Source organism: Pseudoalteromonas sp. SR41-4, assembly GCF_014163985.1.
Taxonomy (GTDB): Bacteria; Pseudomonadota; Gammaproteobacteria; order Enterobacterales; family Alteromonadaceae; genus Pseudoalteromonas; species Pseudoalteromonas rhizosphaerae.
Genome location: NZ_JACJEI010000016.1, coordinates 105788 through 120964, shown reverse-complemented (window position 1 = coordinate 120964; position 15177 = coordinate 105788). Strand labels below are relative to the sequence as shown.

The following is a 15177-nucleotide window of genomic DNA, read 5'->3' as shown; positions in this document are numbered from 1 at the left end:
GTCAAAGGTCAAAGGTCAAAGGTCAAAGGTCAAAGGTCAAAGGTCAAAGGTATTTTAAGGATAATATGTTTAAGCGTGTAGGTTGGGGGTTATTAATTCTAGTGCTAAGTGTACTTTCACTTGGCTATATTTTTCGCATGCCGATCACCTTGCATTTTGTTGCTCCTCCACTGCATCAAGCTGGAGTTGAACTGCATTGTTTGGATTGGTCGTTAACAACCAATCTGGATCTCCATGTACAGCGAGCATGTATTGGCTATCAAGGGCAGTTGCTTGAATTAGCTGATATTACGGCCAATACTCAAAACATCACGGTTAACCGTGCAAATTTAATACTGGTAAACCATGATTCTTCGACTGAGCCTAGTGTGGCTAAAAAGCTTGCTTTGGCGCTACCGCAAGCTCGCCCGTTGTTACATCTAAAACGTTTAGTGATCACTCAGTCTCAATTAAAAAAGCCACTTATTATCAGCATAAATGAGCCGATGTTAAATGAGTTTGTTGTTACTGGTGATGTAAAAGCTGAGGTTGACGTTAAAAATACCAAGCTGGCAGGAAATATTGAGCTTGATGAGCGACTACTTTCTACATTTAAGGCTGCGACTGTAAACTCGATTGCAGGACTTAATTTAACTAGCCAACATAGGTTCGTTTTTGATGGTATTGCACTCGATATAGACACTCAGCTAGGTGCTGATTTCACTTACGCCATTAATACCTGCTCGATGACAATTAAAAGTAGTGGCAAAGTCAGTAGTCACTATAACTTAAATTCAAAAACATTAACCCTAGATGCTCAGCAATTAGCAACAACACTCAATGGCAAAAATGAGTGTTTACAAAGTTTGGGTGGTGTTATCGATGATGATGATGCACAGCAGCAATTTGTTACTCGGCAAATACCGTTAAATTGGCGATTAGTTTTACCTAGTAAGATCATTGTGCAAGACACTCAATTGACATTAGATCAGCTAACATTGCAGGCAGGATCACAACTGCTAATGAATGTTAAACAGTTAGCGGTTGATATAAAGAATCCTTTAGAAACCCTATTGGCACAATTCGCGTTGTCGTTTTCGAGTGATGATATTGCATTATTAGATATAGCCGCGAGTGTTGTTAGCAGTGATATTGATGGTAACTATCAGTTAAAAGTGGCTACGCTGCCTGATTTTATCGATGTTGATGCGCAGCATATTAGTGCACAAGGGCATTTTTCAATAAATAGCATATTGGCTGCACAGCCTGCTCTCGAATTGTCAGCACAATTAGCGCTGGGGCAATTAAAAGTGCATGATATTGGCATTGATAATTACCAAGCAACTTTTAAGGCGAAGCTACAAAGTAATCAATACTTAACCGCTAGCTTATCGAGTCAGATTGATACTGTTAATATGGGGAGTATTAAACTATCTCAGCTGACGAATCAGCTAACTGCTGCAGGAAGTTTGTCAGCAGGGGAATTGTTTTTTGATTTAACCAGTGAAACAAAGTTAGCCAAGCTACAAACGGAAGAGTTACGACTTAACGACATTCGCATAAGCTCAACAGGTTTACAAAGTCGTGCCTTGCAAGTATCTCATCATATATATGTAGAAGGGATAGAGCTTGTAGCAATGCATAATATAACAAGCACAGCTCATCCATTTGAGGTGATAATTTCAGAGCAGTTAGTTACTAAGCTTAACCCACTGCTTCATCAATTTGTGCCGCTTGCAACCTTAACAGATGGTAAAGTCAGTGGCCGTATTGCTGGTGATATTAATCTGCAACAGGCCGATCTCTCTTTACAGGTAGTCGGTGTAAGTGGTTTATACACAGATTACCTTGCTAAGCATTTTAATACTCAATTTATAGGTCGTTATGATTCAGGGCAGCTTAATGTTGTGCCTTCTACATTTGAACTAAATGAATTACGAGCTGGTGCTGTGGTGAAGCAGCTAACAGGGTTTTGGCAAGTGCGGGCAAATGAACTTGCTGTTACGGAGCTTACAGGGAAGGTTATGGCAGGGCATTTTTTGCTGGATAAATATCGCCTTACAGAAGAGCCGCAACAAGCATTAGTTACATTTGACAATATAGATGCTAGCAAGGTCATTACCCTTGATGCTAAATCGGGTATTAGCTTAACTGGAAATGTAGCTGGACACTTGCCTGTTTACTTCACAAAAGCGGGTATTGAGGTTAAAGGTGGGCAGCTTGTTAATCAAGGTGCTGCTAAATTACTTATCACTGATAATGCAGCTTTTAATTCGGTAAAGGCTCAACAACAAGAGTTAGGGCCTATACTTGGCTTGCTTGAAAATTTAGATATTCAGAGTATTAAAAGTAGTATTAACTTAAAACCTGACGGCTGGATGACCTTAGGCGTTAATTTGCAAGGGTATAATCAACAGCAAGCACAGCAAGTTAATTTTAACTATAATCATGAAGAAAACGTGTTCACACTATTACGAGCACTGCGCTTAAGTGATGAAATTACGCAAAAAGTTGAACAAGAGTATTCAACAAAAGGAAGTAATAATGACTAAATGGTTAGTAATATTGACCGCATTGGGATTACTCAGTGCATGTACGCATCGTGTTGAGGTGGCCGCCAAGGAGCCTATAACAATTAACTTAAATGTTAAGGTCGATCATGAAATCCGCGTAAAAGTTGATAAAGAACTCGACAGTTTATTTAGTGATGACAGCGAATTATTTTAAGGAGCAAGTATGAATATAGTAAAAAATAAAAAACTAAGCATTGTCACTTTATTAAGTGCGGTGTGTTTGTCGTTTTCGGCTTGGGCCATTTCGTTAGATGATGCAAAAAATCAAGGGCTAGTTGGTGAGGATAGCTCGGGCTATTTAGGGCTTGTGGTGCAAAATGCAGAGGCAAAAGCGGTGGTTGATGAAATTAATGCAAAACGTAAAGCACAATATTTAAAGCTCGCTAAAAAGAACAACTTGTCGCTTTCTCAAGTAGAAGCGCTGGCAGCTGCTAAAACGATTGAGAAAACCCAATCGGGTCACTTTGTTGAAGTGAACGGAGAATGGGTTAAAAAGTAACATTCCTTTTTGCTAAAAGCTGAGTGACTAAGCGCTCGGCTTTTTGCATCCAGCAAGTAATTGTTGCCAAAAGTCGATGCCTTTTCGGCGAGCTAAATTGATGTTGTGATCTGGAATTGATTCAGGTTCATTATAATCATCAAGTGCTGCACTCATACTAGCCTCACGAATTAGATGTAAGGTAGGAAAAGGCGCGCGGTTAGTGTAATTTGCTGCATCATTGTCATCACTATCGGCAAACACATAGTCAGGATGAAAGTTGGCTATTTGATATTTACCTTCAAAGCCTTGGGCAACTAATAGCGCATTGGCTAAATCCACTAAATCTAAAAATTCCTCAAAGTCAGTAAAGCCTTGTTCAAACATCAATAATGTAGTCTCTCGAGTCGGTTGTTGATCAAGTTCAATACATTGTTCGATCATCTCCATCACAGCATCATCAATGCTGGTTGCTTGGCTAGTTTGATAATGAATGCAATTATTTTCAACTTCTTTACGGGCAAAGGGGCAAAAGTTATATTTAACAATGACATTAGCTACCCATAAGCGGGTTTGTTGTTCTGGTAAGGTTAATTTTGTTTGTTCAGTCATTGTGTGGCTCTAAAAATTTATTAATGATGGTGATCGTTTTCGCGATGGCGCCTTGGTTGTTAGCAACACATTGTGCTCCCTGTAGACCTAGCTGCTGGCAAAACGCTGGTTGCTGATGAAGCTCGTATAGTTGCTCCGCTAACTTCTTTGTATCGCTTACTTGTATACACCCACCTGATGCAATCAGTTCAGGGTAAACATGATTGAAATTATAGGTATGCGGGCCTGTTAAAACACCGACAGAAAATGCCGCTGACTCGAGAGGGTTATGCCCGCCACGTGCAATTAAACTGCCGCCAATATAATTGATGTTGGCCATACCATATAAACATTGCAATTCACCTAAAGTATCAGCAAGGAGTACTTGCTCGCTTTGATAGTTATTTTTACTGCGGCGGCTAAAGCTCAATGGTGAGTCTTCAAGCAATGTGGCGACCTTATCAAATTGTTCTGGGTGGCGCGGCGCAATAACTAGCAGTGCATCTGGAATCTGTTTTAGCAGCTGCTGCTGAGCAGCTAATATCAGCTCATGCTCACTAGGGTGCGTGGAACCGGCAACCCAGATAAAACGCTGATTATTGTATTGGCTTTTTAGGGTGTCGACTTTGTCTAACTGCTCGCTAGTTGGCTTTATATCAAATTTAATTGAGCCAGTAATATGCACTTTTTGCTCATTGAGGCCAAGCTCAATAAAGCGTTTAGCGTCTTCATGATTATGACTAGCTAAAGCGGTAATTGATTGCATTATAACCTTAGTTAATGGCGCTACTTTTTGATAACCCTGTTGTGATTTTGCTGAAAGCCGCGCATTGAGTACCAGTACAGGAATATTCTGTTGTTTGCACTGCGCCATAAGATTAGGCCAAAGTTCGGTTTCTAAAATACACATTAACGTGGGTTTAACACGCTTTAAAAAGCGCGCTGTAGCACAAGGGTAATCAATAGGTAAATAGGCGCACTGTACCGAGTCTTTAAAATTATTATGTATTTGTTCACGGCCTGTAGGAGTATTACAGGTTATCATAAATGAGTTACTTGGCTGCTGGTATTGTAGCTCTTTAAGCAAAGGCGTTGCAGCAAGTACTTCACCAACTGAAGCGCAATGGATCACAATTAGATCATCTTTTAATACTGTACTTTCTTGTGAGGTGTTTTTTACTGTAATGAAGCCAAATCGTTCAGCAAAGTGCGCGCGATAACCTGCGTTCTTTTTACCTCTAAGTATATATAAATAAAAGGTTATGAGAGGACTTAGCAAATAAAGAATCAGTGAATAAAAAAAGCGTGCCATTTTTCAGCCTCGAATTATAAACACTAATGATAACGCGGATACACTTTAAGCAAAATGCGAAATTGTTAAAAAGCGTTAGAATAGAGAGTTTTGGGTGTTTAGTTACGGCTAATTTGGTAATATTTGCGTCCCTTAATGAAAAATATAGTCGTTATGAAATTCAAATTGATAAAAGCCGTGGTATTAACCAGTTTTATGAGTTGCGCATTGCCTTCACTTGCAACACCAACTGCTTACTTACCAATTGGCATGGATGCACAGCTTGATCATCAACTCGATACGTTATTTGCATTGACGTCAGGCACACCGATGACAAAGCCTTATCGCCTAAAGGAAGTTGAAGCGGCACTTACTAAATTGCAAAATGCACAGCCAAGTTTAGTCGCGGAAATACGTGCTAAAATTAAGCCTTATCAAGGCAGCGATAATATTACTCGAGTAGGTGTTAAGGTGCGTGCTGATGGCAGCAATGCAACCAAACTTGCCAATCAACGTGGTTTGAGCTCTGATGAGTGGGGGCAAGTATTCTTTGAGGGTATTTGGCGTCCTAATGACTATACCTTGATGCAAGTAGGTGTCGATTATCGCGCGAAGCAAAATAAATTTATTAATTATAATAGTTTTGTCAGCTTTGCTGGCGATGACTTGCAGTTAAATATTGGTTACAAAGAGCATTGGTTTTCGCCGTTCAAACAATCAGCTCAGATTATTTCTACTAATGCCCGTACCTCGCCATCTATTTCATTAGGGATGGTGGCACCAGCTCATAATTGGTGGAACTTTGATTTTGAGCTTTACTATTCTGAGCTTGAGCATGTTGAAAAAGGCATATTATATCAAAATGAATTACATGATGGCACACCTCGTTTAGCTGGCACACATATTAGTTTAGAGCCTGTAGAGGGTTGGAAAATCGGCATTAATCGTATGATGCAATTTGGTGGTGGGCCTCGCGATGTTGGCTTTAGCGATGTAGTTGACGCCTTTTTTGATCCTGCCGGCAATGATAATGCAGGTATGGTTGAAGGAGGGCGTGATAATGAGCTGGGTGATCAATATGTCACGATTACCAGTAGTATTAATTTTGATTGGGGTATGCCCACCGAGTTTTATTTTGAATACGGTGGCGAAGATACTAAAAATCATAAAAATTACCAATTTGGCAACACGGTTGCAAATGTAGGCTTATTCTTACCGCAATTAACAAAAGAATTGTCGTTGAGATATGAATATACCAATATGCATAGTTTATGGTACGTAAATCAAGTTTACCCAACGTATGGCAATACCAAAGACGGATTTAGTACCGGTCACTTTGCAGCTGATCAGCGGTATTTAAACGAGCATGCCGAAGGGCCTTTAAATGTATATGCTGATGCGCCACCGACTCAAGTTCATTCCGTTGAGCTTGTTTATAATGAAAATTTTAGTTCTATGTGGCGTGCAAAAGTAACCAGCATTGAAAATAAAAGTAACTATTTAAATGAGTTTGGTCAAACTACGGCAGATTACGAAAAAGCCATTGAATTACAAATTAGTAACAACCGAAAGTGGCAAGAATATAATATTGAAACAACTTTAACTTACGGCGAAGATGTATTTGGTGATAACTATACGTGGTTGTCAGTGGCACTTTTTTGGTAGTAGCTAGTCAGACTAATTTTGAGAGGATTACCCATGTCTAATATTGATTCTGTAGCGAGCAGCTACCTTGAAAGTTTAACCCGTCACCAAGTATTGTTTGAAACGATGGAAACATATCACCCTCAAGTAATGCAATTGCTTGAAGTTTGCCACAGTACTTTGCAAGCTGGTGGAAAAGTAGTTTGGTTTGGTAATGGTGGCAGCGCAGCAGATGCTCAGCATTTAGCAGCAGAGTTCGTCGTACGCTACAAATTAGAACGTGGCCCATTAGCATCTATGGCGCTAACAACCGACACTTCCATCTTAACTGCGCATAGTAATGACTATCACTTTGACACAGTTTTTGAGCGTCAAGTTCTTGCGTTATGTAAGCCTGAGGATTTAGTGATTGGTTTAACTACCTCTGGTACTAGCGCTAATATTAATTTAGCGTTAGCTGCTGCAAATGAAATAGGTGCTTATACAGTTGCATTTACAGGCCGCGATGGCGGTAAAGTAAAAGATATCGCTAAATTATCCATTATTATTAAAGATGACGAAACCGCACGTATTCAAGAAGCACATATGTTTATTGGTCATTGGTTATGTGAAGCCATTGATATGGTTGTAGCGGGGCAGAGTTAATGGATTTAGCGTTATTAAAAAAACTGTCTAACGCTAAAATATTAGTGGTTGGGGATGTGATGCTTGACCGTTATTGGCATGGTGATTCAGGGCGCATATCGCCAGAAGCACCTGTGCCTATAGTTAAAGTAAGTAAATTTGAAGATAAAGCCGGTGGCGCCGCAAACGTGGCAAAAAATATTGCCCGTTTAGATGGTAAAGTTGGCTTGTTGGGTTTAATTGGTGAAGATGAAAGCGGCCAAATATTAGAGCGAATTCTTGCTGATGAACGTATAGATTCACAATTAGTCAGTGTTTGTGATTTGCCAACTATTTCAAAAATGCGTGTGATTAGCCGTCATCAACAAGTCGTTAGACTTGACTTAGAAGAGATGTTTACTGAGCAACACAGTCAACTACTTTTAAACCGTCTGGAATTAGTATTAGATGAGTACGACTTTGTCTTGTTCTCAGATTATAACAAAGGCTCATTAAGCTTGATCCAGCAAATGATAAAACTTGCTAAAGGTGCTGGAAAAACAGTTCTAATTGATCCTAAATCCTCAGACTTAAACTTATATCGCGGTGCTGATTTTATTACTCCTAACTTGAATGAATTCAAGCTTGCCGGTGGTAAAACAGATTCGGAACAGCATTTAGCAGACAGTGCTCGAGCACTGATCAGCAATGCAGGGATCGCGGCCATGCTATTGACTCGCTCAGAGCAAGGTATGTCACTTATTAGTGCCGATGAAAAACACGATTTTGCAGCGCAACAGCTTGAAGTCAGTGATGTTACTGGCGCTGGTGATACTGTTATTGCAACTCTGGCGGTGATGTTAGGTGCAGGAATGCAGCCTAAAGATGCTGTGGAAATTGCTAACCTTGCGGCTGGAATTGCAGTGAGTAAATTAGGGGCAGCCACGGTATCGCCTGAAGAGTTAAGTCGTAAGTTAGGTCAATACTTACAAAAAACCGGCGAGCATTATCAAACCCCATTTGATGATGTGCTTCAGCATATTGAGTTTGCAAAGCAAAATGGTGAAACTATCGTGTTCACCAATGGTTGTTTTGACATTTTACATGCGGGGCATGTGCGTTACTTAGCACAAGCCAAAGCACGTGGAGATCGTCTAGTCGTCGGTTTAAATAATGATGAATCAATAACGCGTTTAAAAGGTCCTGAGCGCCCTATTAACCCGCTTGATGAGCGTGCTATGGTGCTGAGCGCTTTGGCATCAGTTGATTGGGTAATTCCATTTGGTGCAGTTGAAGAAAACGATACACCCGCTAAATTAATTGAGCTGATCAGTCCTGATATCTTAGTAAAGGGTGGAGATTACACTGTTGAACAAATTGCAGGCGCTGATCATGTACTTCGCCATGGCGGAAAAGTTGAAGTACTTGAGTTTTTAAATGGCTGCTCTACGTCAAAAGTGATCAGTAAAATAAAGGCTTAACGGCTATATTTTAAGAGTGGACTGGTATGCTGTGTGTAACTGCTGCCAGTCTGTAGTTTGCCAATGCATTACTTTATTTCGTCCTTGCTCTTTATGAAACGAACGAGCAAGGCGGGTCATATTAGCTTGTTGCCAATTACTGGCGGGGAGTTTTAGTTCACCGCGGTCAAAGTCAATAATGTATATCTCGCCCGTTTCATCAAATAGAATGTTGTTAATATTCAAATCAGCGTGATACACCCCATGATTATGAAAATCCGCAATCGTGTGTGCTACTTTAATTAACTCTTGTGCGCTAAAGGGACGTTGTTTTAATATATCAAGCACACTTTGTGCGCCTGCAACAGCTTGAGTAATTATATCGCCACGGTAAATTAAGCCAGCTTGCGATATTTTAGCTGCAATCGGCTTTGGTACATTTAGACCTAATTCGCACAGTTTCATCATTAATGAAAACTCTTGGTAAACACGGGTTTTTTCCAGTCCAAAAAACACATATTGATCACTTAGCACTTTACCCACTAAACCGCCACGCCAATAATGCCTGAGCACTGCTGTTAGCCCGTTATGGCAGAAAAACCATGCAGTTGCGCGACCTTTTTTGGCGCCGACAATTTTTCCTTGCTGCTGCCAATATTCATTATCAAACCAATTTAAGCTAATTTCGGCACTATGCTCAGGATGGCTTAAAATAATGTGTTCATTGATGGTTTGCTGGTTAAACATGGCGTACTTATTTTATTGCAGGTGATAGTGCTATCTTAACCTGTTTTAAAGCCGAGCATAAGTGCTTGCAATAGTGGGTGGTTAATTTAAGATCATGATAATTATCCAGCATAAAGCAAAGGACACCTGTGACTGACTCAACCACCTATTCAGATATTTGTATTTTAAGACTCTCAGCAATTGGTGATGTTTGCCATGGCGTATCTGCAGTGCAGGCAATTCAAAAAGCGCACCCCAATGCAAAAGTTACCTGGGTGGTCGGCAAAATTGAAGCCATGTTACTAGCTGATTTACCCGGTGTTGAGCTGGTGGTGTTTGATAAAAAACAAGGCAAAGCAGCCTATCAGCAATTAAAACAACAATTTAAAGGGCGTAAGTTTGATGTGTTGCTGCATATGCAAGTGGCACTTCGAGCTAACTTAGTGGCGCGTTGTATTCCTGCAAAAGTTAAAATTGGTTTTGATTGGGCGCGCTCAAAAGAATTGCATAGCTTGTTTATTAACCAGCGCATTGCACCACAGCAGCAGGCTCATGTGTTAGAAGGCTTTAAAGGCTTTGCGCAGGCGATAGGTGTACCTGATTATCAACCAAACTGGCAAATGCCAGTCAGCGAACATGATCAAAGTAATGCTGATGAATTACTTGGTACGGAGCGATTAGAGGGGCGAATTTTTGTGATTTCTCCAGCTGCCAGTAAAAAAGAACGCAATTGGCTGGCTGAACGCTATGCTAAGCTTGCAGAACATGCCTACAAGCAAGGGTTTCATGTGGTGATTACGGGTGGCCCGACAGAGCTTGAAGTGACGCTCAGTGATGACATTATTGCAGCCACTACAACGCCAATCCTTAATTTAGTGGGTAAAACCAAACTCAAAGAGTTGCTTTGCGTACTTAAACGAGCTGCATTGGTATTAGCACCTGATACAGGCCCTGCTCATATGGCCGTCACCGTAGGCACTCCCGTTATTGGTTTATATGCCCACTCAAACCCGAAACGCACTGGACCCTATTTATATCAAAATTACGTGGTTGAGGTATATCACCAAAACTTACTCAAGCAAACTGGTAAAACCGCTGAGCGATTACCTTGGGGTACGCGGGTTAAAGGCAGTGATCTAATGAGCCAAATAAGTGTTGATGAAGTAGCTTTGATGTTTGACCTTGTGGTTGAGAAAGAGCAATTATGAGCAATATCAATAAAGCCTTATTTTTAGACCGTGATGGCGTGGTTAATATCGATCATGGTTATGTTTATGAGTCGGATAAATTTGAATTTGTGCCAGGCGTATTTACTGCATGTAAGGCGTTTGCTGATGCAGGCTATAAACTGATCATAGTGACTAATCAATCTGGTATTGGCCGTGGTTACTATTCAGAGGCGGATTTTCACGCTTTAACACAGTGGATGATAGCCCAATTTGCTGCGCATCAAGTAAAGGTGACGGATGTTTACTTTTGCCCACACCACCCGAAAAAAGCATTACCCGAATACCTCAAAGAGTGTGATTGTCGTAAACCAGCTCCGGGCATGTTACTGCAAGGCATCGCTGATCATCATATCAATCCTGCTTGCAGCATTATGGTTGGAGACAAACTAAGCGACATGCAAGCGGCAAGTAAAGCGGTTATTGGCACTCGGGTGCTTGTACGATCCGGGCAGGAGTTTGATGCGGTAGCCATCGACTCGGCAGATCATGTTTGTGATTCGTTAGCAGACTTACCCTCAATACTGCTATAGCCCAATGTAAACTGGCAGCATAAGTTGTCAGTTCCTTATTTCTGCGATGAACTACAAACAGTGCATTTGTTTGACTAAACTTTTACAATAGCCACAAAGATGAGCCGTGTTAACTTAAGTACGCTCACCCCGTTCAATAATTTGGAGATTACAGATGAGAGCATCTGCGTTTTTTACTCAGCTTCAGCAGCAAATTGAAGATGTAAAAGCCGAAGGCTTATATAAAAATGAGCGTATTATTACTTCGCAGCAGCAAGCACAAATTCAAGTTGCTTCTGGTGATAAAGTTATTAACTTCTGTGCAAATAATTACTTAGGTTTAGCGAATAGCCCTGAGCTGATTCAGGCTGCACAAAACGGCTTAAATGACCATGGCTTTGGTGTTGCGTCAGTACGCTTTATTTGTGGTACACAAGACATTCATAAAACATTAGAGAAGAAGATCAGTGAATTTTTAGAAACTGAAGACACGATTTTATATTCATCATGTTTTGATGCCAATACCGGTTTATTTGAAACAATTTTAGGCGCTGATGATGCGATTATCTCTGATTCGTTAAATCATGCTTCTATCATTGATGGCGTTCGTTTATGTAAAGCAAAGCGCTTCCGTTATGCAAATAATGATATGGCAGATCTTGAAAAGCAATTGATTGCTGCCGATGAAGCGGGTGCAAAAACAAAATTAATCGCCACCGATGGTGTGTTCTCAATGGATGGGGTTATTTGTAATCTTGAAGCGGTCTGTGACCTTGCTGATAAATACAATGCACTTGTTATGGTTGATGACTCTCATGCCGTTGGCTTTGTCGGTGAAAACGGCAAAGGCACACCTGAGTACTGCAACGTGCTAGACCGTGTTGATATTATTACCGGCACTTTAGGTAAGGCGCTTGGCGGTGCATCGGGTGGTTATACATCAGGTAAAAAAGAAATAGTTGAATGGTTACGCCAGCGCTCTCGCCCATATTTATTCTCAAACTCATTAGCGCCTTCAATCGTTACAGCATCAATCAAAGTATTAGAAATGCTCGAAAATGGCAGTGAATTGCGTGCTAAGTTATGGTCAAACGCTAAATACTTCCGTGAGCAAATGGAAGCGGCTGGATTTACCTGTGCGGGTAAAGATCACGCGATTATTCCAGTAATGTTAGGTGATGCTAAAGTTGCGTCGGCAATGGCTGATAAGTTATTAGCAGAAGGCATTTACGTCACTGGTTTTTCATTCCCAGTGGTGCCAAAAGGCCAAGCGCGTATTCGTACACAAATTTCTGCTGCGCACAGCATTGAGCAATTAGATACCGCAATTGACGCCTTTACCCGTATTGGTAAAGAAATGGGCATTATCTAATTAATTTATTTTAAACCGTTGCCTTCGCAGCGGTTTTTTTATTGAGTGTGATTCATGAAAGCATTATCTAAATTAAAAGCAGAACCAGGTATTTGGATGACGGATGCGCCAAAACCTGAAGTTGGGCATAACGATTTATTAATCAAAATTCGTAAAACCGCTATTTGTGGTACTGACGTACATATTTATAAGTGGGATGAGTGGGCGCAAAACACCATTCCTACGCCTATGGTAGTAGGTCATGAATATGTCGGTGAAGTGGTTGATATGGGTCAAGAAGTTCGCGGTTTTAGTGTTGGTGACCGAGTATCGGGCGAAGGGCATATTACCTGTGGCCATTGTCGTAACTGTCGCGCTGGGCGTGTTCATTTATGCCGTAACACCACTGGTGTAGGTGTTAACCGCGAGGGGGCTTTTGCCGAGTATTTAGTGATCCCAGCGTTTAATGCATTTAAAATTCCAGACAATATCAGTGATGAGTTAGCTTCTATTTTTGACCCATTCGGTAATGCAGTACACACAGCACTGTCATTCGATTTAGTGGGTGAAGATGTCTTGATCACAGGTGCAGGCCCAATTGGTATTATGGCTGCTGCAGTTGCAAAACATGTTGGCGCACGTCATGTAGTGATCACCGATGTCAATGAATACCGATTAGACCTTGCGCGTAAAATGGGCGCAACGCGTGCAGTTAATGTGGCTAATGAAAAGCTTGAAGATATTATTAAAGAGCTTGGTATGACAGAAGGCTTTGATATTGGTCTAGAAATGTCAGGCGTACCGGTTGCATTTAATAGCATGTTAAATAACATGAATCACGGTGGTAAAATTGCCATGCTAGGTATTCCACCATCTGATATGGCGGTTGATTGGAACCAAGTGATTTTTAAAGGCTTAGTGATCAAAGGGATTTATGGCCGTGAAATGTTTGAGACCTGGTACAAAATGGCCAGTCTTATTCAGTCAGGGCTCGATCTAAACCCAATCATCACTCATCAATATTCAATAGATGACTTCCAAGCTGGCTTTGATATGATGATTTCAGGCCAATCGGGGAAAGTAATTCTTAACTGGAATTAATTATCCACTTGTTAAGAGAATTAAAGGCGGCATTTGTCGCCTTTTTTGTAATTATAAGAGAGTACTATGGCATTTAAGCATATTTCAATTACCGAAACTCAAGCACTACTTAATAAAGATGATGTCGTGATTGCTGATATTCGCGATCCTAATTCGTATCAAGCAGGGCATATTCCGGGTTCAGAGCATTTATCAAATGCCAATATTGGCGAATTTATGATGAACAAAGAGTTTGATCAGCCAATTATTATTGTTTGTTATCATGGTATGAGCTCACAAGGCGCAGCCAGCTACTTAGCTGAGCAAGGCTTTGAAGATGTATACAGTATGGATGGTGGTTTTACCCAGTGGGAAACCCAATTGCCGGAGCAAGTGGAACGATGATCGAACTGGGGAGTATAAATAATCCACGTGCAGCACAAGGCTTTATTGATTATATAAAAAGCCAAGGCTTACAGGGCGAGCTTCGATCGCAAGATGGAAAAACGGTAATTATTTGTGTTGCCCCAGAGCATTTCCATCAAGCTCAGCCATTATGGCAAGCGTTTGTAGAAAACCCCAATCATGCCCGTTATCAAGAGGCATCTTGGCAAGTAGGAAGTACGCAGTCACCGTTGAGCTATCAAGGCCAAGAATTAAATTTAAAAGCACGCTTTAAAGCATTGAGCTGGTTAAACCAAACGGTCACTTTATTATGTGTAGGTATTTACATTGCCTTCTTACTCGGTGGCTTTGAGTCAATTTATAGCGTATTACAGTTTAAACCCGATCAACCATTAACTTGGCTTACACCTGCAATTGTGCATTTTACTGCTGTGCACTTAGTGTTTAATATTATGTGGTGGATCATGCTAGGCGATGGTATTGAAAAGCTCAGTGGTAAAAGTACTTTAGTAGGTCTTTTTTTAGTGACCGCGCTATTTAGTAATTGGGCTGAGTTTATTATGGTTGGCCCTAACTTTGGCGGCTTAAGTGGCGTTGTTTATGGTTTACTTGGGTTTTGTTGGATCCATCGGGCATTGAACCCGCAACAACCGGCTTTAGTAACTAATGGTATTATTGGTTTTATGCTGATTTGGCTGGTACTAGGCTTTGCTGACATGTTGTTTGTAAGTATGGCTAACTGGGCGCACTTAGGTGGGCTATTAAGCGGTATGGCTTACGCGTTTACCGCTCAATTGTTTACTAAAAAAACAGCTTAAGATACTCAGTTATATAAGTACTTAGTGATATAAATATTTAGTAAATAATACTTCGCGAATGATCTCTTGCCCTGTTTCTTGTTTTAACAGGGTTTTGAGTTTTTCGGCACAACGCTTTCTGATCTCTTCACGGCCGGTGAGTGATTTAATTTTTTCTTCAGGCTCTTTTGATAAAATTTCTACCAATGCATCTCTAAGTAACGGGGTGTGATGCTCAACAATAGCAATGTTTGACATATCACTGAGCATTAAATCTACAGTAATACGCACATAACCTAACTTTTTATTACTCTGACCAATATAGTTGGTAATGATATCGGGTTCGAAACCAAAGTAGCCCACAGTTGATTCAGCTTTGCTTGCAAAGCTGCTAAACAAGCTAATAAAGAAAGTGCTAATTAATATGCCAGCGTAAAGCGTTTTTTTCATATTCAGTAGAG

At 40.7% G+C, this 15177-nt stretch carries 16 protein-coding genes; 12 read left to right on the top strand and 4 right to left on the bottom strand.

The window, feature by feature from the left end; genetic code table 11:
- Positions 1-65: 65 nt before the first annotated feature.
- From H5180_RS14120 to H5180_RS14110, 3 genes are read left to right on the top strand one after another with little or no spacing between them, the layout of a single operon-like run.
- A complete protein-coding gene (locus tag H5180_RS14120) occupies positions 66-2531 on the top strand; it encodes a YdbH domain-containing protein (RefSeq protein ID WP_182758423.1) in 2466 nt (821 codons plus the stop codon).
- Positions 2524-2706 (top strand): YnbE family lipoprotein, encoded by a 183-nt coding sequence (locus H5180_RS14115; protein WP_145235041.1) that lies wholly within the window; start codon positions 2524-2526, stop codon positions 2704-2706. Before H5180_RS14120 ends, H5180_RS14115 begins: the two co-directional genes overlap by 8 nt.
- Before the next feature lie 9 nt (positions 2707-2715).
- The gene (locus H5180_RS14110; RefSeq protein WP_145235043.1) at positions 2716-3051 is read left to right on the top strand and encodes a YdbL family protein; all 336 of its coding nucleotides are present in this window, start codon (positions 2716-2718) and stop codon (positions 3049-3051) included.
- A 27-nt stretch (positions 3052-3078) separates the two neighbouring features.
- Here the strand turns inward: H5180_RS14110 and H5180_RS14105 are convergent, their stop codons facing one another.
- Both H5180_RS14105 and waaA read right to left on the bottom strand, forming a co-directional pair.
- Positions 3079-3642, bottom strand: a complete 564-nt coding sequence (locus H5180_RS14105) for a DUF1415 domain-containing protein (RefSeq protein WP_145235046.1) — start codon at positions 3640-3642, stop codon at positions 3079-3081.
- Positions 3635-4933 carry a lipid IV(A) 3-deoxy-D-manno-octulosonic acid transferase gene (waaA, locus tag H5180_RS14100; RefSeq protein ID WP_182758422.1) on the bottom strand — a complete coding sequence of 433 codons (1299 nt, stop codon included), beginning with the start codon at positions 4931-4933 and terminating at the stop codon, positions 3635-3637. Before waaA ends, H5180_RS14105 begins: the two co-directional genes overlap by 8 nt.
- 153 nt (positions 4934-5086) lie before the next feature.
- Here waaA and H5180_RS14095 point away from each other — a divergent pair, with 153 nt between their 5' ends.
- The 3 genes from H5180_RS14095 to hldE are packed head-to-tail and all read left to right on the top strand — an operon-like array spanning position 5087 to position 8640.
- Positions 5087-6577 (top strand): capsule assembly Wzi family protein, encoded by a 1491-nt coding sequence (locus tag H5180_RS14095; protein WP_182758421.1) that lies wholly within the window; start codon positions 5087-5089, stop codon positions 6575-6577.
- A gap of 33 nt (positions 6578-6610) precedes the next feature.
- Positions 6611-7201 (top strand): SIS domain-containing protein, encoded by a 591-nt coding sequence (locus H5180_RS14090; protein ID WP_145235052.1) that lies wholly within the window; start codon positions 6611-6613, stop codon positions 7199-7201.
- Positions 7201-8640: a bifunctional D-glycero-beta-D-manno-heptose-7-phosphate kinase/D-glycero-beta-D-manno-heptose 1-phosphate adenylyltransferase HldE gene (gene hldE / locus H5180_RS14085; protein ID WP_145235054.1), complete on the top strand. Its 1440-nt coding sequence runs from the start codon at positions 7201-7203 to the stop codon at positions 8638-8640. The genes H5180_RS14090 and hldE overlap by 1 nt, the downstream gene beginning before the upstream one ends.
- Positions 8641-8643: 3 nt before the next feature.
- Here the strand turns inward: hldE and H5180_RS14080 are convergent, their stop codons facing one another.
- The gene (locus tag H5180_RS14080; RefSeq protein WP_145235056.1) at positions 8644-9366 is read right to left on the bottom strand and encodes a 3-deoxy-D-manno-octulosonic acid kinase; all 723 of its coding nucleotides are present in this window, start codon (positions 9364-9366) and stop codon (positions 8644-8646) included.
- Positions 9367-9494: 128 nt separating this feature from the next.
- Between H5180_RS14080 and H5180_RS14075 the strand changes: the two genes are divergently transcribed.
- The 6 genes from H5180_RS14075 (at position 9495) to glpG (ending at position 14737) form a co-directional block, all read left to right on the top strand.
- Positions 9495-10553: a glycosyltransferase family 9 protein gene (locus H5180_RS14075; RefSeq protein ID WP_182718392.1), complete on the top strand. Its 1059-nt coding sequence runs from the start codon at positions 9495-9497 to the stop codon at positions 10551-10553.
- Entirely contained in the window at positions 10550-11104 is a 555-nt protein-coding gene (gene gmhB / locus H5180_RS14070; protein WP_182735366.1) for a D-glycero-beta-D-manno-heptose 1,7-bisphosphate 7-phosphatase, read from the top strand. The genes H5180_RS14075 and gmhB overlap by 4 nt, the downstream gene beginning before the upstream one ends.
- A 154-nt stretch (positions 11105-11258) precedes the next feature.
- Positions 11259-12455 (top strand): glycine C-acetyltransferase, encoded by a 1197-nt coding sequence (locus H5180_RS14065; protein WP_145235063.1) that lies wholly within the window; start codon positions 11259-11261, stop codon positions 12453-12455.
- A 54-nt stretch (positions 12456-12509) separates the two neighbouring features.
- Positions 12510-13535, top strand: a complete 1026-nt coding sequence (tdh, locus tag H5180_RS14060) for an L-threonine 3-dehydrogenase (protein WP_145235065.1) — start codon at positions 12510-12512, stop codon at positions 13533-13535.
- Between the two features lie 66 nt (positions 13536-13601).
- Positions 13602-13919, top strand: coding sequence for a thiosulfate sulfurtransferase GlpE (gene glpE, locus H5180_RS14055; protein ID WP_145235068.1), 318 nt, complete (start codon positions 13602-13604; stop codon positions 13917-13919).
- Positions 13916-14737, top strand: coding sequence for a rhomboid family intramembrane serine protease GlpG (gene glpG / locus H5180_RS14050; protein WP_149981423.1), 822 nt, complete (start codon positions 13916-13918; stop codon positions 14735-14737). The genes glpE and glpG overlap by 4 nt, the downstream gene beginning before the upstream one ends.
- Positions 14738-14758: 21 nt before the next feature.
- Here the strand turns inward: glpG and H5180_RS14045 are convergent, their stop codons facing one another.
- A complete protein-coding gene (locus tag H5180_RS14045) occupies positions 14759-15166 on the bottom strand; it encodes a flagellar basal body-associated protein FliL (RefSeq protein WP_145235070.1) in 408 nt (135 codons plus the stop codon).
- Positions 15167-15177: the final 11 nt, after the last annotated feature.